The sequence below is a fragment of the Streptomyces sp. NRRL S-455 genome (assembly GCF_000717875.1).
GTDB lineage: Bacteria > Actinomycetota > Actinomycetes > Streptomycetales > Streptomycetaceae > Streptomyces.
Map to the genome: position 1 here is coordinate 1 of NZ_JOCT01000029.1, position 20,728 is coordinate 20,728.

General features: G+C 70.1%; 40 protein-coding genes. 28 read left to right on the forward strand and 12 right to left on the reverse strand.

Going from position 1 to position 20,728, the window contains the following annotated elements; all coding sequences use genetic code 11:
- The 22 genes from IE97_RS38795 to IE97_RS42280 form a co-directional block, all read left to right on the forward strand.
- Nucleotides 1-520, forward strand: a 520-nt coding sequence (locus IE97_RS38795) for a DUF6919 domain-containing protein (RefSeq protein WP_037845070.1), incomplete at its 5' end; no start/stop codon positions are given.
- A gap of 18 nt (nucleotides 521-538) precedes the next feature.
- On the forward strand, nucleotides 539-946 hold the full coding sequence (locus IE97_RS0131460) for a hypothetical protein (RefSeq protein ID WP_030247940.1): 408 nt from the start codon (nucleotides 539-541) through the stop codon (nucleotides 944-946).
- A gap of 27 nt (nucleotides 947-973) precedes the next feature.
- A complete protein-coding gene (locus IE97_RS0131465) occupies nucleotides 974-1,165 on the forward strand; it encodes a hypothetical protein (protein ID WP_030247944.1) in 192 nt (63 codons plus the stop codon).
- Between the two features lie 143 nt (nucleotides 1,166-1,308).
- The gene (locus IE97_RS0131470) at nucleotides 1,309-1,725 is read left to right on the forward strand and encodes a hypothetical protein (RefSeq protein ID WP_051705188.1); all 417 of its coding nucleotides are present in this window, start codon (nucleotides 1,309-1,311) and stop codon (nucleotides 1,723-1,725) included.
- A gap of 323 nt (nucleotides 1,726-2,048) precedes the next feature.
- The gene (locus tag IE97_RS0131480; RefSeq protein WP_030247952.1) at nucleotides 2,049-2,315 is read left to right on the forward strand and encodes a hypothetical protein; all 267 of its coding nucleotides are present in this window, start codon (nucleotides 2,049-2,051) and stop codon (nucleotides 2,313-2,315) included.
- An 89-nt stretch (nucleotides 2,316-2,404) separates the two neighbouring features.
- Complete coding sequence (locus tag IE97_RS42275) at nucleotides 2,405-2,563, forward strand: hypothetical protein (RefSeq protein WP_158708357.1); 159 nt, start codon at nucleotides 2,405-2,407, stop codon at nucleotides 2,561-2,563.
- 108 nt (nucleotides 2,564-2,671) lie between these two features.
- Nucleotides 2,672-2,950 carry a hypothetical protein gene (locus IE97_RS0131490; RefSeq protein WP_030247956.1) on the forward strand — a complete coding sequence of 93 codons (279 nt, stop codon included), beginning with the start codon at nucleotides 2,672-2,674 and terminating at the stop codon, nucleotides 2,948-2,950.
- Nucleotides 2,951-3,013: 63 nt separating this feature from the next.
- Complete coding sequence (locus IE97_RS0131495) at nucleotides 3,014-3,370, forward strand: hypothetical protein (protein ID WP_030247959.1); 357 nt, start codon at nucleotides 3,014-3,016, stop codon at nucleotides 3,368-3,370.
- A 58-nt stretch (nucleotides 3,371-3,428) separates the two neighbouring features.
- A complete protein-coding gene (locus IE97_RS0131500; RefSeq protein ID WP_030247962.1) occupies nucleotides 3,429-3,821 on the forward strand; it encodes a hypothetical protein in 393 nt (130 codons plus the stop codon).
- Between the two features lie 117 nt (nucleotides 3,822-3,938).
- Nucleotides 3,939-4,394, forward strand: coding sequence for a hypothetical protein (locus tag IE97_RS41740; RefSeq protein WP_030247965.1), 456 nt, complete (start codon nucleotides 3,939-3,941; stop codon nucleotides 4,392-4,394).
- 3 nt (nucleotides 4,395-4,397) lie between these two features.
- Nucleotides 4,398-4,892 carry a hypothetical protein gene (locus IE97_RS0131510; protein WP_030247968.1) on the forward strand — a complete coding sequence of 165 codons (495 nt, stop codon included), beginning with the start codon at nucleotides 4,398-4,400 and terminating at the stop codon, nucleotides 4,890-4,892.
- Complete coding sequence (locus IE97_RS0131515; protein ID WP_051705189.1) at nucleotides 4,889-5,833, forward strand: DNA cytosine methyltransferase; 945 nt, start codon at nucleotides 4,889-4,891, stop codon at nucleotides 5,831-5,833. The genes IE97_RS0131510 and IE97_RS0131515 overlap by 4 nt, the downstream gene beginning before the upstream one ends.
- A 64-nt stretch (nucleotides 5,834-5,897) precedes the next feature.
- Complete coding sequence (locus tag IE97_RS0131520; protein ID WP_030247973.1) at nucleotides 5,898-6,233, forward strand: hypothetical protein; 336 nt, start codon at nucleotides 5,898-5,900, stop codon at nucleotides 6,231-6,233.
- 209 nt (nucleotides 6,234-6,442) lie between these two features.
- Nucleotides 6,443-6,796: a hypothetical protein gene (locus IE97_RS0131525; protein WP_030247976.1), complete on the forward strand. Its 354-nt coding sequence runs from the start codon at nucleotides 6,443-6,445 to the stop codon at nucleotides 6,794-6,796.
- Between the two features lie 188 nt (nucleotides 6,797-6,984).
- Nucleotides 6,985-7,524 carry a hypothetical protein gene (locus tag IE97_RS0131530; RefSeq protein WP_030247981.1) on the forward strand — a complete coding sequence of 180 codons (540 nt, stop codon included), beginning with the start codon at nucleotides 6,985-6,987 and terminating at the stop codon, nucleotides 7,522-7,524.
- Nucleotides 7,525-7,651: 127 nt separating this feature from the next.
- The gene (locus tag IE97_RS0131535; protein ID WP_030247994.1) at nucleotides 7,652-7,852 is read left to right on the forward strand and encodes a hypothetical protein; all 201 of its coding nucleotides are present in this window, start codon (nucleotides 7,652-7,654) and stop codon (nucleotides 7,850-7,852) included.
- Between the two features lie 106 nt (nucleotides 7,853-7,958).
- On the forward strand, nucleotides 7,959-8,525 hold the full coding sequence (locus IE97_RS0131540; protein ID WP_030247998.1) for a hypothetical protein: 567 nt from the start codon (nucleotides 7,959-7,961) through the stop codon (nucleotides 8,523-8,525).
- 68 nt (nucleotides 8,526-8,593) lie between these two features.
- Nucleotides 8,594-8,983 carry a hypothetical protein gene (locus IE97_RS0131545; RefSeq protein ID WP_030248001.1) on the forward strand — a complete coding sequence of 130 codons (390 nt, stop codon included), beginning with the start codon at nucleotides 8,594-8,596 and terminating at the stop codon, nucleotides 8,981-8,983.
- Nucleotides 8,980-9,162, forward strand: coding sequence for a hypothetical protein (locus tag IE97_RS0131550; protein ID WP_030248006.1), 183 nt, complete (start codon nucleotides 8,980-8,982; stop codon nucleotides 9,160-9,162). The genes IE97_RS0131545 and IE97_RS0131550 overlap by 4 nt, the downstream gene beginning before the upstream one ends.
- A 172-nt stretch (nucleotides 9,163-9,334) precedes the next feature.
- Nucleotides 9,335-9,733, forward strand: a complete 399-nt coding sequence (locus IE97_RS0131555) for a hypothetical protein (RefSeq protein WP_030248009.1) — start codon at nucleotides 9,335-9,337, stop codon at nucleotides 9,731-9,733.
- Nucleotides 9,730-10,305, forward strand: coding sequence for a hypothetical protein (locus IE97_RS0131560; RefSeq protein ID WP_030248012.1), 576 nt, complete (start codon nucleotides 9,730-9,732; stop codon nucleotides 10,303-10,305). Before IE97_RS0131555 ends, IE97_RS0131560 begins: the two co-directional genes overlap by 4 nt.
- A 28-nt stretch (nucleotides 10,306-10,333) precedes the next feature.
- A complete protein-coding gene (locus IE97_RS42280) occupies nucleotides 10,334-10,501 on the forward strand; it encodes a hypothetical protein (protein WP_158708358.1) in 168 nt (55 codons plus the stop codon).
- A 54-nt stretch (nucleotides 10,502-10,555) separates the two neighbouring features.
- Here IE97_RS42280 and IE97_RS39440 read toward each other — a convergent pair whose 3' ends face one another.
- Nucleotides 10,556-11,359 carry a hypothetical protein gene (locus tag IE97_RS39440; RefSeq protein WP_051705190.1) on the reverse strand — a complete coding sequence of 268 codons (804 nt, stop codon included), beginning with the start codon at nucleotides 11,357-11,359 and terminating at the stop codon, nucleotides 10,556-10,558.
- Nucleotides 11,356-12,150: a ParA family protein gene (locus IE97_RS0131570; RefSeq protein WP_030248018.1), complete on the reverse strand. Its 795-nt coding sequence runs from the start codon at nucleotides 12,148-12,150 to the stop codon at nucleotides 11,356-11,358. The genes IE97_RS39440 and IE97_RS0131570 overlap by 4 nt, the downstream gene beginning before the upstream one ends.
- 114 nt (nucleotides 12,151-12,264) lie before the next feature.
- On the opposite strand from IE97_RS0131570, the gene IE97_RS0131575 reads away from it, so the two are divergent.
- From IE97_RS0131575 to IE97_RS43845, 6 genes are all read left to right on the forward strand, one after another.
- Nucleotides 12,265-12,555, forward strand: coding sequence for a hypothetical protein (locus IE97_RS0131575; protein ID WP_030248020.1), 291 nt, complete (start codon nucleotides 12,265-12,267; stop codon nucleotides 12,553-12,555).
- Between the two features lie 140 nt (nucleotides 12,556-12,695).
- Nucleotides 12,696-12,968: a hypothetical protein gene (locus tag IE97_RS0131580; protein ID WP_030248024.1), complete on the forward strand. Its 273-nt coding sequence runs from the start codon at nucleotides 12,696-12,698 to the stop codon at nucleotides 12,966-12,968.
- Nucleotides 12,969-13,080: 112 nt separating this feature from the next.
- Complete coding sequence (locus IE97_RS0131585) at nucleotides 13,081-13,482, forward strand: hypothetical protein (protein WP_030248028.1); 402 nt, start codon at nucleotides 13,081-13,083, stop codon at nucleotides 13,480-13,482.
- 146 nt (nucleotides 13,483-13,628) lie between these two features.
- Nucleotides 13,629-14,072, forward strand: a complete 444-nt coding sequence (locus tag IE97_RS0131590; protein WP_030248029.1) for a hypothetical protein — start codon at nucleotides 13,629-13,631, stop codon at nucleotides 14,070-14,072.
- A 148-nt stretch (nucleotides 14,073-14,220) separates the two neighbouring features.
- Complete coding sequence (locus IE97_RS0131595; protein ID WP_030248031.1) at nucleotides 14,221-14,622, forward strand: hypothetical protein; 402 nt, start codon at nucleotides 14,221-14,223, stop codon at nucleotides 14,620-14,622.
- 361 nt (nucleotides 14,623-14,983) lie between these two features.
- The gene (locus tag IE97_RS43845) at nucleotides 14,984-15,346 is read left to right on the forward strand and encodes a WhiB family transcriptional regulator (protein WP_420706155.1); all 363 of its coding nucleotides are present in this window, start codon (nucleotides 14,984-14,986) and stop codon (nucleotides 15,344-15,346) included.
- 124 nt (nucleotides 15,347-15,470) lie between these two features.
- Here IE97_RS43845 and IE97_RS39450 read toward each other — a convergent pair whose 3' ends face one another.
- The 10 genes from IE97_RS39450 to IE97_RS0131645 form a co-directional block, all read right to left on the reverse strand.
- Nucleotides 15,471-16,529 carry a hypothetical protein gene (locus IE97_RS39450; RefSeq protein WP_030248034.1) on the reverse strand — a complete coding sequence of 353 codons (1,059 nt, stop codon included), beginning with the start codon at nucleotides 16,527-16,529 and terminating at the stop codon, nucleotides 15,471-15,473.
- A 40-nt stretch (nucleotides 16,530-16,569) separates the two neighbouring features.
- Nucleotides 16,570-16,779 carry a hypothetical protein gene (locus tag IE97_RS0131610; RefSeq protein WP_158708359.1) on the reverse strand — a complete coding sequence of 70 codons (210 nt, stop codon included), beginning with the start codon at nucleotides 16,777-16,779 and terminating at the stop codon, nucleotides 16,570-16,572.
- A gap of 2 nt (nucleotides 16,780-16,781) precedes the next feature.
- Nucleotides 16,782-17,699: an N-acetylmuramoyl-L-alanine amidase gene (locus IE97_RS39455; protein ID WP_051705192.1), complete on the reverse strand. Its 918-nt coding sequence runs from the start codon at nucleotides 17,697-17,699 to the stop codon at nucleotides 16,782-16,784.
- Nucleotides 17,700-17,730: 31 nt separating this feature from the next.
- Nucleotides 17,731-18,051, reverse strand: a complete 321-nt coding sequence (locus IE97_RS0131620; RefSeq protein ID WP_030248044.1) for a hypothetical protein — start codon at nucleotides 18,049-18,051, stop codon at nucleotides 17,731-17,733.
- Nucleotides 18,048-18,269: a DUF7620 family protein gene (locus IE97_RS42285; protein ID WP_158708360.1), complete on the reverse strand. Its 222-nt coding sequence runs from the start codon at nucleotides 18,267-18,269 to the stop codon at nucleotides 18,048-18,050. The genes IE97_RS0131620 and IE97_RS42285 overlap by 4 nt, the downstream gene beginning before the upstream one ends.
- Nucleotides 18,241-18,558, reverse strand: a complete 318-nt coding sequence (locus IE97_RS0131625) for a hypothetical protein (protein WP_030248049.1) — start codon at nucleotides 18,556-18,558, stop codon at nucleotides 18,241-18,243. The genes IE97_RS42285 and IE97_RS0131625 overlap by 29 nt, the downstream gene beginning before the upstream one ends.
- 2 nt (nucleotides 18,559-18,560) lie before the next feature.
- Nucleotides 18,561-19,040 carry a hypothetical protein gene (locus IE97_RS0131630; RefSeq protein ID WP_030248052.1) on the reverse strand — a complete coding sequence of 160 codons (480 nt, stop codon included), beginning with the start codon at nucleotides 19,038-19,040 and terminating at the stop codon, nucleotides 18,561-18,563.
- Nucleotides 19,041-19,048: 8 nt separating this feature from the next.
- A complete protein-coding gene (locus IE97_RS0131635) occupies nucleotides 19,049-19,585 on the reverse strand; it encodes a hypothetical protein (RefSeq protein ID WP_158708361.1) in 537 nt (178 codons plus the stop codon).
- Between the two features lie 14 nt (nucleotides 19,586-19,599).
- Nucleotides 19,600-20,124, reverse strand: coding sequence for a hypothetical protein (locus IE97_RS0131640; protein ID WP_030248057.1), 525 nt, complete (start codon nucleotides 20,122-20,124; stop codon nucleotides 19,600-19,602).
- 223 nt (nucleotides 20,125-20,347) lie between these two features.
- Entirely contained in the window at nucleotides 20,348-20,728 is a 381-nt protein-coding gene (locus tag IE97_RS0131645; protein WP_158708362.1) for a hypothetical protein, read from the reverse strand.

Genomic DNA, 20,728 nt, shown 5'->3' on the forward strand with positions numbered 1-20,728 from the left:
AGGCTGCTCGGTCGGCCCCGACGAGGAGACCGCGCACCTGGTGCCGGTGCTCGCCCGGCTTAACCGACGCGGCTGGGTCACCACCTGCTCGCAGCCCGGCGAGACCGGCACGGCGTACGACGGACGGCCGTGGGAGCAGCGCGCCGCCGTGGAGGGCTGGATCTCCTGCCGGAACCCGCTCCTCGGCCCGCTCATCCGCCGGGCCCGGGGCGCCGGGCTCATCATCACCGCGTACGGTCCCGGGCGCTCCATCGGGCCGCGTCGCGGCCTCACGGTGACCCGCTGGGGCAACGAGGCACACACCGGCTTCGGAGGCCGTCCCCGGCGCCTCCAGCTCCGCGCGGAGCTGCCCGGCATCGGCCGTGGGGCCTGGCGGGAGCTGATCCGTCACGGCGTCGCCCTGGCCGTCATCGACCCCGTCTGGGGCCGGGACACACGGCTGTGGCCCCTGCTGGACCGGGTGATCGGCTACCGCGAGCACGAGCCGGCGGCGCCCGCCTGGGCGCGCGTCGACCACTGACCAAGGAACGAGGAACCCATGACCGACACGCAGACGCTCCCGCAGTCGTCCGTCCCGGCGGCGTTCGACCGGGGCCACCTCTACAGCCCCACCCGCGACTACATCGCCCCGGCCCTGCGCGGTCGGTACGACTACCAGCCCGGAGACCTGTTCGAGCCGATGCCGGAGGCACCGCGCGAGCCCAAAGAGTTCGCCTGGTGGTGGCGGAACGTCGCACGACAGGAGGTCCCCGACTTCCTCGGGCTGCGCGTTGGCGACCGGGTGACGATCCAGCACGTGACCAGCGTGGGTGAGGGCGAGGTCATCGCCACGCGCCGGTCCGGCGCCGTGGTCCGCTACCTGTTGCCCGTGAGCAACCTGAGCGACCGGACGCACGCAGAGATGTACGTCCGCCGCCGCAACGACGTCGGCCACTGGTACCCGTAGAGCACGTCGACCAAGGAGAATCGGAACATGCGTACACGTTGGGTCGCGTTCGGGCTGGCCATGCTCGCCTTCGGGGTCGTGTCGATTGCCGCGATCACGGTTCTCTACGTCTCGGAGTTCCACGTCCTCCCGGTGTACTCGGTGCTCGGAAGCACGAGTGCGACGGGTCTGACCCTCGGCTTCTGCGTTCTGTTCTACGAGTGGAGAGACCACCGCTGACGTCGGCTCACCGAGCCCCGAACCCCCACCGGTTCGGGGCTCTTTCGCGTTCGGGGTTGTGCCCGCCCGGCATCTATGATTTAGTTAATCCATCGGAACGGCCGACCGGCCGGGACGACGGACCAAGGAATGAGGAACCGACCATGACGAAGACCTCCCGCCTCCGCCGCCGAATCGTCCGCGAGCGCGCCGCCGCCACCCGCTTCGCCCGGTCCCTGCGCAAGGGCCGCAGCCTCGCGACGCACGCCATCGCCGCCGGTGTGGACGCCCAGGTGGCCGCCGGTGTGGCGAACGGCCTGCGCTCCGTAGCCAAGCGGATCGGGATGGAGCCCGCCAAGGTCGCCCGCACCCACCGCACCACCGAGGGCCGCGCGGCCCGGCTGCGCAAGGTGAACCACTTCACCGCCGCCCAGGTCCAGGTGCTCCTGCGCAACTACAAGCCGCGCAAGGCGGAGTACAAGGCGGCCGTGGTGCTCATGGTCCTCGCGCACGGCGCCCCGGTGGCCGTCCGCCAGACGGTGCGCCCGACCGTTCCGGCCCGCGAGCTGGTCAACGCCTGACCGACAGACTTCCGGGGCCGTCGACCGGCGGCCCCGGCCCGAGCAAGGAAGGACCGATCATGCCGGACACCGTCTCGACCTACGTCAAGTGCTGGGACGCATGCAACGAGCCTGCTACTCACCTCATGACGCGCGAAGGGTCAATCCCGCTGCGTGCTTGCGACCGCCACACCCGAGTTGACCGCGCGGAGGCTGAAGCGCGCGGTTGGACCATCACGAGCCTGGACGACTGAGCACCGCTCGGGGTCGCAGACGGAACCTCCGGCCGTGGCCCCTGTGAGGCAGCTCAGCCTCTGACCCGAGATACGAGGAGAACCGACACGATGGCTACCGGACCCGAGAACTACCGCGCAGCCGAGAGGCTCGTCGATCAGTCGCGCACGTGGGAGAACGCGGACACCGGGTGGAAGGCTCACCTGTCCGGCGAGGAGCGGCTGGCCCGCCGCATGGCCGACCTGACCGAGGCTCTGGTGCTTGCGCAGCTCGCCGACGCGGCGGCCACGGCCCTGAACGACAACGACCCGAACGGTGAGGGCATGCCCGGCGAGGACTACCGCGAGTGGAAGGCCGCTGCCAGCGTGAAGGGCTGAGCCTCACGTGGACGTCATCGGCACCGCGCCGGTGGCGCCCCCGAGGCGGCTCAGCCGAGAGCCACCGACCAAGGAATGAGGAATCGATCATGGGCATTGTGTTCTCGACCCCTGACGCAGGTCTCCAGCGCAACCTTCGCCAGGCCGACGAGGTGGCCGACGGCCTGCGGGCCGAGGGTCGCGACGCGGTGGTGAAGTCCGACCCGACGACGGACACCTGGAACGTGCACGTCCCGGACGAGGACTGACCGGACGTCACCGCTGAATCTGTGCCCCGGGGTTGTCCGCCCCGGGGCACTGTGATTTAATTAAGTCATCGTCGGACGGGCCGGCGGGGACCCAGGGAGGAACCGACCATGAACAACGCGACGACGACCGAGGACAAGTGGCGCGCGGAGGGCTACGCCTGGGGTTTGTTCATCCCCGGCCCCGACTGGCTGACTGTCCCCGGGTCTGCCCACCGCTCCGCCCCGCTGACCGAACGGCCCGAGGACGCCGAGCGTCCCAACTACGCGGCCGTCCACGGCGGCGAGGTGAGCCCGTGGGTGCTGGCGAAGGTCCAGCGTTGCGGCGGCGGCACCTTCCGCGTCCTGGAGGTCGTCCGAGAGGTCACCCCGGAGCGGGCGGGCTCCTGACCCGAACCCCAGGGCCCCGTCGACCGGCGGGGCCCTCCCCTCTGACCAAGGAATGAGGACACGATGGGCGCGACGACGGCGAGGCTGGGCCTGCTGGCCGAGGTTAGCGAGGACCCGTGGAACCTGGGCGACAGCCGCTGGACGGCGACGCTCGGGCCCGTGAAGGCCCACGGCCGGACCAAGACGGCCGCGCTCAAGGCCCTCGCCGAGGAAGTCGTGCACGGCCTCTCCCGGCTGGACGCGGAGCCTGCGTTCGCCCGGGACGACGACGGCTCGCTGATCGCGGCCGTACCGAGGTGGCACGGCGTGGAGCACTACCGCGTGACCGAGGAAGGCGTCCGGTCCACCGCCGCGTGCGACGGCCCGCCGGCGAAGTCGCTGGAGGGTACGCACCACTACACCGTGATCCCGCAACGCTGATCATCCCGGCCCCACCGCCCGGCGGGGCCTTCACCCGTTGACCCTGGAGGAACCGACCATGCCCCGCTCGGAAATCACTGACCCGGCTGTTCGCGTACTGTTCGCCAAACATGACCCGGCCGACAGCGATCAGTACGGGAAGTGCACGGCCGCCGGGTACTTCGCGGAGGAGAGTGCGGACGACGAGGTCCGGGTCTCCCACCGAATGCCCGAGCCCGACCTGCTGGACGACGACCGCATGAGCAGCGACGAGATGGCCGCCGAGCGGCACCGGATGGTTGATGCCTACGCGACCACCCTGGAGGCTGCCGGCTGGACCGTGGAGCGCAAGGGCCTACACGCCCAAAAGCCGTACCTGCTGGCGCGTCGCCCGCTGACCGACCAGGCCGCCGAGGCGCTGGACGACGGGCTGGACAAGCTGTTCCGCCGGCTCGGGCCACCGGACGCCTGACCCGACGTCACCGCTGAATCTGTGCCCCGGGGTTGTCCTCGCCCCGGGGCACAGGTATGATTTAGCTAAATCGACCGGTTAGGTCGTAGACCAAGGAACCAGGAAAGTAGGCCCGTGATGACCAGCTACTCGGTAGAGAGGCCGGTACGCCAGCCCGGTCAGCCGTCCCGCGTCCGTCCCGGACTGGTCCACCTGCGCCCCGGCCAGGCGACCCCCGGACAGCCGGTGACCATCCGCACGTTCGACGCAGCAGGCAACGAGATCGAGTTCCCCGCGATCTACGTCCGCACCGACGGCCTGCACCTGCGCTGCTCCCGGGACGGTGAGAGCCAGACGCGGCGGTACCGCCCGTCACAGGTCTTCCCGCGCCACGTCATCTACCGCCGGTGGACCGTGACGCTCAAGCACAAGGCCGTGGCGGCCGACGGCAGCGGCGACGAGCTGCTGCCGGTGTTCGTCAACGCGCGCACCGAGCTGGAGGCCCGGTACCAGGCGCTCCAGCAGGTCCGTGCCGAGCGCGGCCCGCGCGCCAACTGGTCGTTCACCCTCCACTCCGTCCGCCGGGAGGGCTGAGCCGTGGCCGTCGACACCCTGTCACGCCAGGCTCTGCTGGAGGCGAAGCAGGAGGGCGGCTACGCGCCCCGCGTGAAGGTCTGGCCGCCGGAGGGCTACGTGCCGCCGACGGCCGAGGAGTTTGACACTCTGCGGCAGGCGGCCCGGCGGTACGCCGGGGTGGTCTTCCACCTCACCTACTGGAAGAAGGTGACCGACGACCAGGTGCTGCGCCGGTACCAGCTCGCCGAGGTGGACGGGCCGGAGGAGCGGGCGGTCTACGCCTACACCCGGGCCCTGCGCGACGAGCTGCGCCGGCGCGGCCTGGTGCACCGGTCCATCGCCCTCCTGCGGTGCGAGCAGTGCAGCCACGCCACGGAACGCCTGTTCGAGGTGACGCAGGAGACCCACCCCGGGCTGAAGTCCCCGCGCGGGCCGGTGACGTCCGCCTGGTACTGCGCGCGGTGCTGGAGCGGGGACGACGTCGCCGACGAGGACGAGCTGGAGGACGAGGGATGACACTGCACCTGTTCGCCGGGCCCGGCGGCATGGAGGCCGGAGACGGCAGCGCGTCCATCGGCATCGAATACGACGACGACGCGGTGGCCACTCGTCGCGCGGCCGGGCTGGCCACGGTTCACGGCGACGTGACCGACTACGGCCCCGCCGACTTCTCCGAGGACGACACGCTCGCCGGTGGGCCGCCGTGCCAGACGTTCACCGTCGCCGGCCGAGGCGCGGGCCGCCTGCTCCTCGCTCACCTCCAGCAGAAAGCCAAGGCGATGGCCGCCCGTCAGGCCCTGCCGCCGACGCCGCCCGGAACGGACGCGCGCTCGCTGCTCGTTCTGGAGCCGCTGCGGTACGTCCTGGCGGCGGCCGACGCTGGGCGCCCGTACCGCGCTGTGGTGTTGGAACAGGTGCCGGGCGCCCTGCCGGTGTGGCAGACCTACGCGGAGATCCTGCGCGCTGAGGGCTACGCGGCCGTCTGCGGAGTGCTGAACGCCGAGCAGTACGGCGTACCGCAGACCCGGCGTCGTGCGGTCCTGCTGGCCCGCAGGGACGGCGCCGTGGCGCTCCCGACCCCGACGCACCAGAAGTGGTCCCGGGGCCGCGTGAGCGGCGACGAGGGGCTTCCCGCGCCGGTGTCCATGGGTGAGGCGCTGGACCGGCCGGAGCCATTCACCGTGGTGTCCAACTACGGCACCGGCGGGGACCCGCAGAACCGTGGCCAGCGTGCGAGCACCGAGCCCGCGTTCACGGTCACGGGGAAGATCAACCGTAACCGGGTTGTCGGGCCGGCCGGCGAGGAACTGCCCCGGTTCACCGAGTCGGAGGCCGGCCGGCTCCAGGGGTTCCCGGCCGACTACCCATGGTCGGGCCGGGGCGTCCCGCAGCAGATCGGCAACGCCTGCCCGACGCAGCTTGCGGCGGCGCTGTTCCGGGCGGTGCGCTGTGAGTGAGGTGAGCACCGTCAGTCCGACCCGCTACGGTGCAGACAACCCTGAACACGGAAGTGAGGAACCGATGACCCATCACCACCAGACGACCGAGGACGTGGACCCGGACTGCCCGCGTTGCCAGGAGGAAACGACGCAGTACTGGACCGACGTGGAAGCGTGGAAGCTGCGTACCGCAGTCGAGATGGCCACCGACGGCACCGGGCACGCTTCCCCGTCGGCGCTGATGCTCCGGCTGGGCCAGGACCACGGCATCCGGGTCACGTTCGAGGAAGCGCAGGCATTGCTCAACCGACTGGAGACCGCCGGTGTCGTCGGCCCTGCGGACGGTTGGACGCACGCGCACCCCGTCCTGATGCGCCGCGAGCAGGCACTGGTCGCGCTGAGCCTGCCGGTCGTCTGACGACCGAGCAGCACCTCCACCGAAACCCCGGAGCCGTACGCGGCCCGGGGCTTCGTCGTGTCCGGGGGTTGCCCCGCCGCCGCACCTATGGTTTAATTAATTCATCGGGACGCCGGACCGGGCGGGTGACCGCAGGCACAGAGCGTAGAGGCCGACCCGGCCGGCGTCCCGGACAGACCGACCACAGACCAGGGAACGAGGGACCAGCCATGGCGCAGCTCACCACCATCGGACGGACCGCCATCTTCACCTGCGAGAGCCAGGCAGAGGCTGAGACGATCCGTCTCGCCGTGGACCGCTTCGGTCGCTACCTCCGGGGCATCGGCGAGGACGAGCGCAACTGGGCGGCCCCGAGCGTGGAGGGTCCGGGGTTCGGCTGGGACGCGGTTCGCCGGGTCGCCCGCGACATGCACGCGGGCTCCACGTCGTACATGTCCCGCCGCATGGCCAAGGCCCTTTGCGACGCCCTGCACCACGCGGCCGGCGAACCGTCGGGAATCAACGACGCCTTGACGGCGGCGGCCCGGACCCTCCGCGCCCGGCTCTCCCCGAGCCTCGTCTGAACCGCCCTGCCCCGGCCTCCTCGCCGGGGCTTCGTCGTGCTCAGGGTTGTGTTCCGCTCCGGGCTATGGTTTAATTAATTCATCGGGACGCCGGTCGGGTGGACCGGGCCGCGACCGCCGAAGCGGGGAAGCCGACCCGGCTGGCGTCCCGGACAGAGGACCGCAGACCAGGGAACGAGGAACCGACCATGAGCGAGACGTTCGAGCCCGTGGACTTCCGCGATGTGCACGAGGGCGACCGCCTCCAGTTCACGACCAACGACAACGGGTTCGGCGGTCGCGGTCAGTACCGCCGCACTGGCTCCGTGGTCCGGGCCACCGACAAGACGGTCCGTGTGGCATGCGACGACGGCACCACGGCCGTCCTGCGGCGGGCCGACTGGAGCGCTCGGGCCGCCGGCAAGTCTGCTCAGAAGACGGACCTTGAGAGCACCCCGCCGTGGCTGGTGGTCAGCATGGACCAGGGAGTGCTACGAGCTGAGCCCACCTCCGCTGCCGCGCTGAACTGGTTCAAGCGGCTGCACGGGTGCAACCGTGTCCGTGAGCGCAGGCAGTACAGCGAGTACGACTACGCCTGTACGTTGGCCACGGATGGCGAGTACGCGCCGAGTGCGGGCATCGTTCGGGCCGATCACGTCCGCGCTCACGGCGGGGACCCCGACCAGACGCCCCTGTACCCGCTCGCCGATTCGCCGTACGAGTACGTCGCACGCCCGGACGAGGACTGACCCACCCGGGCCCCGGCCTCCTCGCCGGGGCCCTGCACCACCCGACCAAGGAATCAAGGAAGCGATTCTCCGCTCCGGCCGTATGATCCGTGCCGGCCGACGGGGGCCTCAGAGAGGACGACCGACCGTGACGACGCAGGACCGCATCAGCGACCCGGGGTTCACCGCCGCGCAGGACCAGAACGAGGCTGCGATAGCCGAGCTGACCGGCCTCGGCGTGCCGGAGGACCGCGCCATCGTCATCGTGCGGCGGACCTACTCCAACGGGCTCGACCGGGGCCTGTACCTCGGGCTGCGGAAGCTGAACGCCCCGGCCGCCACGTCCTGACAGCCGGCCAGGAATCGAATCGGGTCCCGGGGTTGTGCGCCCCGGGACTTTCTGATTTAATTAAATCAGTGAGCCGGACAGACCGGCCGGAAACGAGGAACCGACCATGGGCAAAGGCGGGGGCCACAGTAAAGGCCAGACGATGCCGTACGCCGTCGTACGTACCTGGGGTGGCGGCAAGCCGACCCGCACGCCGAAGTGGAACATCGGCGCCGCCGAGGCCGACATGCTCGACTCGCTGCGTGCCGCCAACGCGCGGGGTGCCGAAATCGAGATCCGGGTCATCGACCGGGCGACGGGCGAGATGGTCGCCGAGCCGCAGCGCTGCGTCGTGTGCCGCGAGCGGTGGGCCACCGAGACTGGTTCCGCCCGGGGCGCCGAGGCGCCCTCGCTCTGCCGCTACTGCGAGGACGAGCACGTGGACCCGGCGCTGGCCGCCCAGTCGGAGCCGCTCGTCCAGGCCCTTCAGGCGAAGGGGCTGGAGCCCGTCGCACAGCCGGACGGCATGGTGACCGTGGAGGCGAACGGCATCGACTGGACGATGCAGCCGGTCCCGCACGCGGTCACGGGTGAACCGTGCGGCGTGTGGTCGGCCGTCGGCCCCGCCGGCCCGCGCGGGCAGTTCGTCGCACTCAACGCGGCCGAGTTCGTCGCCCAGCGCCGGACCCCGTAGGACTTCAGACACCCGAGGCCGGGGCACTGACACCCCGGCCCGCCGATCACGGAAACGAGGAACCGACCATGACCCGCAACGGTCTCCCCCAACTGGGGGACGTCAACCCCGGTGACGAGCTGGTAGTCATTGACGACCCCAGCAGCCGGAACCTCAGGACGGTACGCGTCCGGGTGACGAAGGTTGCTCCGGTGTGGATCGACGTGGAATCGGTGGACGGCAGTCGCCTGAGTGAGAGCAGGTTCCGCCGTGACAACCAGTCCGCCAAGGCAAAGCCCGAGCACTGGACCGCGTGCTTCTACACCCTGGAGCAGTGGGCGTGGAAGGAGCGGAACGCCCGCGCGCACCGCTACCTGCGCGAGATCGGCGTCAGCGCCGATCTCGGCTCCCGCTTCTCAGGTGACCCGCTGACCCTGGCCAACGTCATCCGGCGCGGACTTGGCGAGGCCGAGCTGTGACCGCCATGGACGACGGCTGGCACTACGGCCCCGACGGGACCCCGGAGCGCGGGTTCCTGGAGGGTACGGCCTTCCAGCCGGACGACACCCGCGACCACATGGACGCGTGGGGCTCCGTCCACCCGGAGAACCTGAAGGACTGCGGGCCATGCCGCGCCGAAAGCATCCTGACCCTGTGACGCATGACGGCCGGCCGGGAGCCGTGATCCCGGCAACGAGGGCCCCGCAGCGCGGCAGCCTCGCATCCGAGCGCGAACCTTGGTCGGTTCCCACGCGCTCTGCGGGGCCCCCGGTTCGACTCCGGGCGGGCCCACCACAGCAGGCAGGCGACGACCACGGAAACGAGGAGCGATGACCATCTACTTTCTGCCCGATGAGTACGCCCGGGTGACGCAGACGACCGTGGTGGTCCCGGTCGCCCGGCCCAACACGGACGCGCTCACCGACCCGTCGAACGGCCACGTGGTCCTCCCGGCGCGCGTCGAGATCACCCTGCGGCTGGACGAGGGCACCCCGCGCGGCGACCGTGCGACCGCCCACGTCGCCGTAGTCGGACCGCGACGGCTGAAGTCCGGGGCCGTCGGCAAGCCCATCACGACCATCGGGTGGGAAAGGGCGCGCAACGACGGCTCGCGCGGTTACGTGGCCCGGCCCGACTGGCTCACGGAGCTGCTCGCCGAACACCTGCCGGAGGGCTGGGACCCGGCGCTGCTGGAGCTGATCGACGACCACGGAAATGAGGAGCGATGAGCAGCGCACTGCCCGAGTGGCTGGTGGACTACGTGCTGAAGCGGGACCAGCAGCGTGCCGATGAGGTGAACGCCGTGCTCGCCGCCATGAGCGAACGGGAGCGGCGCCTGGTTCGCGAGGCGGCCGTCATGGCCTACGTCCACGGACGTCAGCACCCGAACGGGGCCGACCACCCCAAGGACTCCACGGTCCTGGCCAACGTGATCGGGGCATGCCTCGCGAACGCCGACCTCTACCCGGTGACCAACTACGTCGCCAAGGTCGGACCGCCCGTAGCCCTCACGCCGTGCACGCACGTGAAGGCGCTGCACGACACGGAGCACGACGGGCTGATCGTGGAGGGGTGTTCGTGGTGCGCCGGGCGGGAGCAGCTCGGTACGCCCGGCCACACCAAGCCGCTGATGCGCGTGACGTCGACCGGACTGCGTCCGGGACTGACCGACGCGGAGCGCGCGATGCTGCGCTACGCCCTGGAGCTGGCCGAGAACGCGATGGCGTCCGAGGGCGACGAGTTCAGCGACGACGACCACGAGGCCGTCGCGTCGCTCAAGCTGCTCGCTGGGGAAGAATGACCGCCAGCGACCACGGAAACGAGGAGACATGAGCAACCGACCGCAGACCGATGAACCGCCGTTCGGGTCCCCGGGCTGCACCTGCAAGCCGTGGACTCGGGAAGGCGGACGACCGCGCTACCTTGACCCCCGCGAGACGGTGGACAAGGTCAGCGGCTGGGAAGTCAACCCGGACTGCTTCCACCACGCCAGTTGACCCCGCACAGCCCGAAGCCCCGGAGCCGCTACGGCCCGGGGCTTCGTCGTGCCGTCACGGCGTGAGCCGGCCGATCTTGGCAGCGAGGGACGCCACCTGCTTGGCCAGCTCCAGGCCGCGCTCATGGTCGGCCTCCAGCGCGTCGGTAACGACCGTGCCGCGCAGGGCCTTGTGTGCGACGCGCAGCGCGGCCAGGCCCTGCTCCAGCCGCACGATGGCCAGGGCCTCCTGCGGGGTGTGTTCGGTCGGCAGGTCTGCGGACCCCTCGTCCTCCTCGGCCGTCTGCGCGGGGATGTAGTGGAGCCGGTGGGCCGCTTCCTTGATGGTGGCGGCCGTCACCTTCGCCCCGGCTTGCTTGACCGCCACGACGACCTCCCGCACGGCCTCCTCGCCGTGGGCCTCCAGGACCGGGGCAAGGGCGCGGGCCTGCGACTCCACGGGTGCCGTGTCGAAAATTTTAGACAGCAGGTTCATCGTCGGGGCGGCGTCGATGAGCTGATAGGCGCGGGAGCGGTCCATGTCCCACCGGTCGCTGATGTACTGCTCGAACGTCTCGTGAGTGACCTTGTAGAGCCCGCCGTCCTCGTCGCGAATCGCGCGCAGGGCTGTCCCGGCCTCCACGACGAACCGGGCGCGGGCCGCCTTGAGGGAGTGACTAGCCGCTTCCTTCGCCTCGTCGATGGCCGCCTCGAACGCGGCCAGGCGCTCCTCGGCCGTGCCGGTGACGGTGGCCGGGTCGAGCACCTTCGGGGCGAACGGGTCCGGCGTCGTGGCCGTCGCGCTCGCGTGCCGGGCGCGCAGGACGTCGGACAAGCCGGGAGCGCGCCCGGGGGCGGGAAGCTGCTTGGCGGGGCTCATCGGTCGATCACCTCGGCGATGGACCGGTACGCCTTGGCGTGCTCGGACTCGGGCGCGTAGTCGACGGGTGTGCGCCCGTACCGCCACGCCTCGGTGATGACGACGCCCAGGGGCACCGTAGCGAGGACGGGGAGGCCATCCAGTGCCCCGAACTCCTTCAGCACGGACTGGGCGAGCAGGCTCGGCGGACGTCGTAGCCGGTTGACCACCAGGCCGTGCAGCTCCAGCGGCTTGGTGCGCAGGTCGGCGTCCACGGAGGCGACCTGAGGCAACAGAAGTTCCAGGGCCTTGAGGCTGGAGTCCTCGGCCTCCACGGGGATGAGCACGCCGTCGGCGGCGGTCAGCGCGTTGTCGGTGAGGATGTCCAGGGAGGGCGGGGAGTCAATGAGCACGTGGTCCCAGGCACCCCGTGCTGAGGCGAGCAGCTTGGCCAGCCGCTGCTCGCGGGCCTTGACCTTGTCGACGTCGCGCACGGCCATGAACATCTCGAACGCGTTCGGAACGACGTCGATGCGGCCGGCGGGCTCGGAATGCGTAACGGCGAGGTCCGCTACGGGACCGGTGAACTCGCCGACCAGCGACCGGTAGAGGTTGGGCGCACCGTCGCCGGACGGCGCCTGCGGGACCTTGAGTCCGTCAGTGAGGTGGCCCTGCGGGTCCAGGTCGACAACGAGGACGTTGCGGCCCATCTCGGCGAGCGCCCCGGCGGTGCCGAGGGTCGTGACGGTCTTGCCGACCCCGCCCTTCTGGTTGGTGACGGCGGTGATGCGCGTGGTGGTGGATGCATCCATGACGCGGGAGCCTATCGGGCGACCCGTCGGCCCCTGGGTATTGCCCCGACCGGCGACCTATGATTTAATTAAGTCATCTGCCGGACGGACCGGCCGGGGAGAAGGGAACCGACTATGAAGCTCGACCGTATGGACATCGTCAACGCCGCTGAGACCGCCGAGGTGTGGGACGACGACTACGAGATTCGCGAGGCGTACAGCGGCCGGTACATGGGCTCCCGTACCTGCCTGGCGGTGACCCTGCCCAGCGCCAGCAAGCTGACCGAGTTCATGGTCGCCCTCGCCGTCCAGCTCACCGAGAACGACCGGGCCGACGACGCGCTGAGCCTCGCCCGGATGACCCGCACCGACTCGATGGGCACTGGCATCGTCGCCTACTGGCCCGGCGTTGAACTGGCCGGCTGACCGCACCGCCCGGGGCCGTTCGGCCCCAACCCGCTTCCGTGGGATAACGAAGTCCGCCAGGCCACCGGCCCGGAGGCGCCGGCTCACAGCCGGCCGGGAGCACTCGCTGCACCACTGACCAAGGAACAAGGAGACGGGCCATGCAGACGATCTGGACGAGGTGGGACCTCGCGGACATGCAGGACGCGGCCGACGCCGAGGGGCACACGGCCCTGGACGCCCTCGTGGTCCCGGAGCTGAAGCTGGTGGGGACGCTGCCGTACTCCGGTGCGTTAACCGACTACCGGGAGCACATCACCGCCTGCGCGGACTGCCGCCGCGACGACCGCCCGGACTGCCGTACGGGCGAGGCCCTGCTGGCCGTCTCCCGCATCGGTGTGGAGGAGCAGCACCGCATGGCCGTGCACAACTGACGACGGTTCAACAAGGCAGCGCCCCGGGGTTGTCCACCCCGGGGCGCTGTGATTTAATTAAGTCATCAGCCGGGCGGACTGCCCGGCAGGACCAAGGAACGAGGAATCGACCATGACGCACTTCCAGACCTGCCGCCGCCACCCCGAGGCCGGGCGCTTCCTGCGCGACTGCTACGGCTGCAAGCGCGACCTGTTCGACATGCAGGCCCGCAACGAGGCCGAGGCGCAGGCCCGCAAGGCGCTCGCCCTGATCGGTTCCTCGGACGTGGAGATCCTGTCCGCGCAGGCCGTCGGGACGGCTCTCGTCGTCGCCACCCACAACCCGGCCCCCTTCGTCGGCGGGTACGCGGTCGACGTCTTCCGGCTCCCCACGGCCGCCGAGACGGACCCCGACCTGAGCGACGACTACCGGCTCCCCGCCGGACAGTGGGTCCTCAACTGGCAGGCGTGGGACGAAGTCGACACCACGGCTCAGATGACCGCCGAGGCCCGCGCGTACCTCGCCACCGCCTAGTTGTCCGCCTGACCCACCGGGGCCATTCGGCCCCAAGCAGCTCCCGTGGGATAACGGATGTCCGCCGGGCCCCGCCCGGAAGTGCCGGATCGTGACCGGCCGGGAGCACCCACCCCCTACACCGCTGACCAAGGAAAGTGGGACGCATGGACGCATTCGAAGCCCCCGGCACCGTCCGGGGTACGGCCCTGCGGTTCGACCCGGGCCACGCCGGCACGCTGACGATGACCACGCAGTTCATCACCGCCGGGACGTACAACGGTGTGGTGCTGCAACCGTCGTGGGTCCTGCCGCTGGCCGCGTGGTTCGCCGGCGAGGCGCAGCCAGCCGCGCACGGGGATCTCCCCGGGACGCTGTACGGGCGGCGCATGGACATCGCCGGCGACGAGTACGCCATCGTCTGGTCCACGCACACGTGGGCGCAGCTGGACTGCGTCCTGCCGTTCGGGACGGCCCGGGTGCAGGCCGGACCGCGCGGCAGGGAGTACGGATCGACCGTGATGCTCGCCCCCGAGGCGCGGGTCGACGTGGCCGCGTGGCTGCGCCGGACCCACGCCGAGGGGTGGACGCAGCGCGAGCCGGCTGCCTGAGCAGGCCGTTCGGCGATTGGCGTACCCGCTGGCACACTCCGTGCCTACGTCGTGGCCCACCCCCTGCCGGGCCACGACTCCAGTGCCCCGCCCACACCCCCTGGGCGGGGCACTCGCAACTTGACCAAGGAACAAGGGGAGGCCCGTCATGGGCATAGACAGATCCATTTCCACCCGGGCCCGTGAGGCCTTGCGCCGCATCGAGCGGCTGGAAGCGGAGCGGCGGCGCGTGCAACGCTCCCTGGCCCGGTGCACCCCCGGCTCCCCGTACGCACGGGAGCTGGACGAACAACTCGCGGAGCTGGACGTGCGGATCGAGCACTGGGGTGCGATCGTCGTCCGGGCCGAGGCCGAGGGCTTCCGGGTCTGGACCCGGGCAGACTTCCGCCGTGGCGACTTCGTCCGGTACCGGGGCGACTGGTACGAGGTGCTGCGCGCCAACCCGAAGTCTCTGACGGTTCCGCACGGGCGCGGGACCTGGACGGTGCCCTACACCGACGTCTCGGGGCGCCGGAGCGGCGTGGATCAGGGCGCCGGGGACGCAGCGTGAAAGCGCTCCCCTAAGCTCCGACAGCTCCTCAATCCCAGGTGACCGACCGGTAATGCCAAGGCACCTTCCAGAACGTCCCGGGAGGTGCCTTGACCGTTGCCCCTGACAACTCCCTTGCAGATATGCGGAGTTGATGGTCATGCCCTCACATCGTGGACGATTGGTGAAAGCGACTGCCGCTGAGCTGGGACAACTCACAATCGGAAACATGTCTCTTACTTAGAGCGAGGGTCGTATTTATTCACGTGTGCGCCGTTCCAAACACAGGTGCATACAGCAATAGTTTGACCTGACAGTGTCACTGCGTCCGAGGAGTCGATAGGTGATACAGCGACTGGGCGGCGACTACGCTGCCTCTGAGGTGCGTTGGCAGGATGACGCGCTGTGCGGCGGTCTCCCGCTGGGGGTGTTCGTACCGGACAAGGAGGATCCCAAGGGACTGGAAACCGCGCGCACGTACTGCAACCCGTGCCCCGTTCGGGGGACATGCCTGAGGTACGCGCTTACGTACGGGCTGCGTGGGTACTGGGGCGGCACCGACACGGCAGAGCGTCGGCGCCTCAAGGCGAAGAAAGACCGGGCCAAGTGCCCGTCCTGCACGAGTACGCGCGTCGTTGACATGGTGGACAGCCATGACGCACTGTGCCTGGCTTGTGGACTGTCGTGGCTCAGGGAGTCGGCCGCGCAGCCCCGCACCAGCACGCGAGTGCGTACTGTGGCCTGACGGCCCTCCCCGCTGTCATCGGGGAGGGCCGTCAGTAAGAAACAACGTAGCGGCCGGGCGTCCACTGTTGTGAGTGGGTGCCCGGCCCTTTTGATTCAGATATTGCACACCCTGACAGGCGGTATCACGCCGCGTACGCCTTGAAGCCGTTTTGCTCCTCGCGCGCCCTCTCCCACGCCTCCCACCAACGCCAGGCGTTGGCCGACAGCCGCAGGCCCTCGGCAACGGCGCGGCCGGCTTCCGCCCGCTCCGCCCGCAGGGCCGGCGAGTCGACCAGGCGTTTCAGCTCCCGGTACCAACGGCGTGGTGTGTCGGCGAGGACACCCGCTCCCCGCTCGTGCAGCCGGACGTACTCCACCCTGGGCGAAGCCACCCACGGGATGCCAAGGGCGCTCAGCTCCAGCGGCTTCAACCACGATTTGGCCGCGTTGAACCGGGTGTCCGCCAGTGGCGCAATCCCTATGCCGACGCCCTCGGCCACGGCGGCTGGCCAGCCCGCCACGTCCACGCCCGTACGGCCCTGGGGGTCCCGGGTCAGACCGAACGCGGCGCCGACGCCGGTGGGGTCCCCGACGACCCGGAAATCCACGCCCTCGGACACCAGGCGGGCGACGGCCCCGCCGATCACGGCCGGATCGTCCGGGTGCGAGGCCAGTGCGGCCGGCCAGCCGATGACGTCGCCGTCCGTGTGCGGCGCCTCGTAGTAGGAGTCCGGCAGATGGTTGTAGATGACGTGGCCCCGGCCGTGCCGGGCGTAGCGCTCCAGCAACGCCGGCGTGGACACGGTCACCAGGGTCGCGTCCCGGCACGCAGCAGCGAGGTTCTGCCAGGAGTGCAGACCGCCGGAACGCGGGTGCATCGAGTCGTAGGCCGGGTTCCGGGGGTGCACGGTGGACAGGTCGTCGTCCACGTCCACCACCACGGCTATGCCCTTGCGCCGCAGCAGCGGAACAGCCTCGGCCATCCACTGGTGCGTGAGGCGCTGGAAGACGAGGACGTCCACGTCGTCCACGTCCAGGACGTCCTCCACGTGGTCGTCGGCGCCTATCTTCAGCTTCAGCCCCCGGTTGGCCGGCGGGCGTATCTCCACATCGTGCCCGGCCGCCGCAAGCAGCTCCGCAGCCCAGATGATCCTGAAGTATCCACAGCCGCCCATGTCCGCCGGGTAGGTGACGACGCGCATTCCTCGGTCTCCGTTCCCTGGTCGCCGCTCTGCTGCCGGACTACTGCCCGGCCTTGTCCTCCGACGCACCCTTGCTGCGGGCCGTACGGCCCGTGGAGGCGCGCTTCTGCTCCGGCGCATGGCTCGGGCCGCCGGACTCCTCCACAGCCGTGAGACGGGCGCTCAGCTCCTCCAGGCGCTTCTCCAGCGGGGCAGTGGCGCGGGCCACCGCGTCGTCGATGACCGCGCGCATCCTCGCGTCCTGCGACACGGCTACGCCCCCACCTTCGCCTTGATGGCGTCCACGGCCCGCTTCAGCGCGGTGAGCTGCTCGCCGTTGGAGCGGGCCTGCGCCCGGATCTCCCGCACCGCCGTGGTGGTGGACTGCACGTGCGTGGCGAACGTCCAGTGCTTGTTCGTCGCGTAGTCGGCCGCATCCGACGGGGCGGTGAGGACGTCGTCCGTGGTGAAGATCTTCCGGACGTCGCTGCCCTCCAGCACCCCGCCCCCGGCGAGCAGCTTCGCCACCACCGCGTCGGCTATCTTGCCGATCTCCGTATTCGTCAGTGCCATGTCCTCTTCCTCTCCTGGGCTCCAGGTGCGGTCGTGGCGCAGCCGTTCGGCGACGTCCGCACGAAACTGCTTCGGCGTGAACTCGAACCGGCCCCGGCTGCCGTAGCCCGCCACCGGGCCGCGCGGGTCCGGTTTGCCCTCCACGCTCGTCTCCTTGTGGCAGGCGACCGACTCGGCCGACCAGCCGTAGTGACGGCAGATGGCCGCGTTGGTGCGCACCCACGCGTCGTACTGGGCGCGCGGGTAGACGTCCTCGCCATCGCCCAGGTTCTCCGTCTCGATGCCGTAGCTGACGTCGTTGCCGTCGATGGTGCCCGAGGCCCGGGACGGCGCCGGGTGGACGGAGGCCTCGTCGCGGAAAGACTGGTAGGCGTTGATGGCCATCGGCCCGGCGTGGTTCGCGCGGCCGGCCGAGCACATCGTGGCCGTACCGTCCTTGGCCAGGTGGATGTGCGCGAGCGGCGGCGGCAGGCCGGGCACGCCGTCCCGAGCGACGACGTCGCGGGAGTTCCGCCCGGCGGTGTGGTGGTTGAGGATCATCCGCACCGGGCCGAAGGCCAGGCCGGTCTCGTCATCCCGCTCCCGGGTGCGCCATCCCGGGTATTCGGAAACCCTCACGCCCTCCTCGCGGAGGATGCGTATGTACGTGTCAGGACTCATCGGTGATGCCACGGCGGGCCCCCTCGATCTGCGTGTGGCCCACGAGCCACGCCTGGTACAACATCAGCGCCCCGAACAGGGCGGCGAGGATGCCGCGCACGATGCGCAGCACCTCCACGTCCGCGCGGAACACGGTGACGCCTATGGAGATGGCCATGAACGCCGCGATAGCCAGGGCCTTGATGACGAGCAGCCGGCCGACGAGGGTCCGCCACCACCGGGCGAGCAGGGTGTAGACGAGGACGAAGGACAGGCACCCGACGAGAGCGATCACACTGCCCGCGAGGTTCACCGTCTCCCCTGTCGTCATCGGAATTTGCCCCCAAGCGCGTCCTTGATCATCGGGGCGAAGTGATTCCGTTCACCCAACCGCCGCAGAGTACGTGAAATCTCCGAAATCACCGCCGTACGGGCTTGCGCCCGGGCGATGTCCTGTTCAAGGGACTGGAGGGCTTCGCGGACGGCCTGGACCTCGTCGCTGGACCGTCCGGGATCCGGCTCACTCTTCGGGCGCTTGCGCCAGGGCACGGCCGCCTCCTCGGTTGTCGCGGGCGGCTTCGGAGACCGCGTGCAGCACGCGCTCGGTGGTCTGGGCGGTACCCATCAGCATGTCGAGCTGCGCCTGCTGGATCTCGATGAGTTCCTGGCGGCCCTCGGCGAGGGTCTGCCAGAGCTGCACCTGCTGGTTGGCCTGCTCGCGCATCATGTCCACGGTGCTGCGTGGCACCAGCGCCCCGCGCAGCACCATGAGCACGACGAGCAGGACGATTCCGCCGGCGCCCAGCGTCGGGGTGAGGAACGCGGTGAATCCGTCCACGGCTACAGCCCCGTCAGCCAGGAGAAGTCGGCGGCCTGGACGGCGCTGCACGCGGCGGCGATGTCGTCGTCCGTCAGCTCGCCCTTGTCCACCAGGGCGCGCACCAGGCCGACGAGCATCACGTCCTGGCTGAAGAGGATGGCCCGCTGCGCGGCGGGGAGGGCCGGGACGCTCACACCCAGCTTGGCCAGCAGCTCCTTGTGCGTGGTCCAGAACAGACCGAGAACCGATTTCACGGCCTGGCTGGACCCGGCCCGTGCGAACACCGCGCGGCTGCCCGTCTCGTCGTCCCCGAGGTCGCTCCAGGCGCCTGTGAGGCTGAGGCCCAGGGACGTGAGCGCGGCCTCTGTCTCGGTCTGGGCCGCCGTGCGGCTGGTGGCCCGCAGCGGTCTGGCCCGGGACTCCGTTGACAGCCCCGAGGCGTACCAGGTGCCGGTGTCGTATTCGTAGTGCACCCGGACGGCGACGTATCCAGCGGGCACGGCTCCTCCTAGAACGGCAGCACGCTGATGCGCCGGGACTGGTAGTTGCCGGTTCCGCCGGCGACGCGGTACTTCATCGTGAACGTGTTGGACCCTGCGGTCAGGTCGTTGTGGAACACGGTGTTGCTGCACACCACACCGTTGTTGGCCACGCCGTAGGTGCCTACGCCCCGGTTGTCCGCCGGGGCGATGGAGGACGCGCCGCTGATCTCGTACGAGCAGCGGGAGCTGGACGTGCCGGTGTTGTGGATGGACGTCGAGATGACGACCAGGGCGCAGTTTCCGGTGGTCACGGTGAGGGACGGGCCGCTCGTGGCGTCCAGGTCGGTGTAGGACGTGGACGTGGTGACGTCGGCGGTGAGGTTCGTGGCCACCACGCCGTTGCGCTCAGCGATTTGGTTCGTCGCCGTGGTGACGAAGTACCCGCCGGGCGTGACCGCTTTGGCGGGGGCGGTCTCGGCGAGGTTGTCTCTCACGAACTGGTTGAACTGCGCCGCCGTGAAGACGGAGCCGGCGACTGCGGTCATGGGTGCTGTCCAGGCCACGGCCTGCTCCTCCCCTACAGCGGCAGGACCGCGATTTCGCGGTCCCGGAACGAGGCGGTACCGGACGCGCCGACCCGGTACTTCATGGTGAACGTGTTACTGCCGGCGTTGAGGCCGGTGAAGATGTGGAAGCTGCCGCCGCGTACGAAGTTGCCGGCGGTGATGCCGTCCACGCTGTGCTGCCAGGCGTTGGACGCGGCGACGGTGGAGGCGCCGGAGACGGCCACGGAGCACGCGGTCTCGTTGTTGTCGGCGTTGTGCGCGTGGCTGGCCGCGAACCACACGAACGCGATGTTGCCGGTGTCGACGGTGACCCGGGGGCCGACGGTGGTCAGGTCCACGAAGCTGGACGACGTCGTGGACTGCGTGGTGGAGACCGAGGCCTGCGTGGGAACGCGGGTGGTGATCGCGTTCGGGCCGGTGGAAACGAAAAGCTGGCTCGCGGCGGTTGCCTTCGCGGGCGCGGTCTCGTTCAGGTTGTCTCTCACGAACTGGTTGAACTGTGCCGCCGTGAAGGTCGCCCCAGCGACTGCGGTCATGGGTGCTGTCCAGGCCATTGATCAAGCCACCTCCGGAGCCCGGCCGACCGGGAGTTTTGGGGGCTGTACCGCCTGTACCCTCTGCTCCGTATAACGCTTATACGAGGCCAATTTTTCAGTCATGGGGAGAAGAGGGTACAGGCGGTACACGTCTGTGAGTCTGCGCCCGACCTGCGGGTTTTCACCCTTAACAGTTATTGCGCCTAACGTTTTCGCGTGATCGTCAACGCACACCGTGGGCCTCGTTCTCGTCCTCAAGATCCCGGACGCTCTGCCCGTGAGGCAGGCCGAAACGGACCGCTACCGGATGGTCCGCCGGGTACCAGTTGCGGGTCCCGGGCACCGGCCGCCGGGTGAGCACCGCGAGGAGTTCGTGCTGGTTGTCCGGCCAGACGATGGGCGCCTGCATCCCGCAGTGCGAGCACATGTAGAAGTCCAGCGCCCGGTCCCTCGGCCCGCCCATGCGGGAGGGCCGGTACAGGAACTCCACGTTGCCGCAGCCCGGCCTTCCCGGCTCCGCCCCGGGCCGTGGGCAGTCGGCCACCCACTCCCCGCTGTAGACATACGCCCGTGCCACCGGTGTCCGCTCGCGCGGTACCTCCAT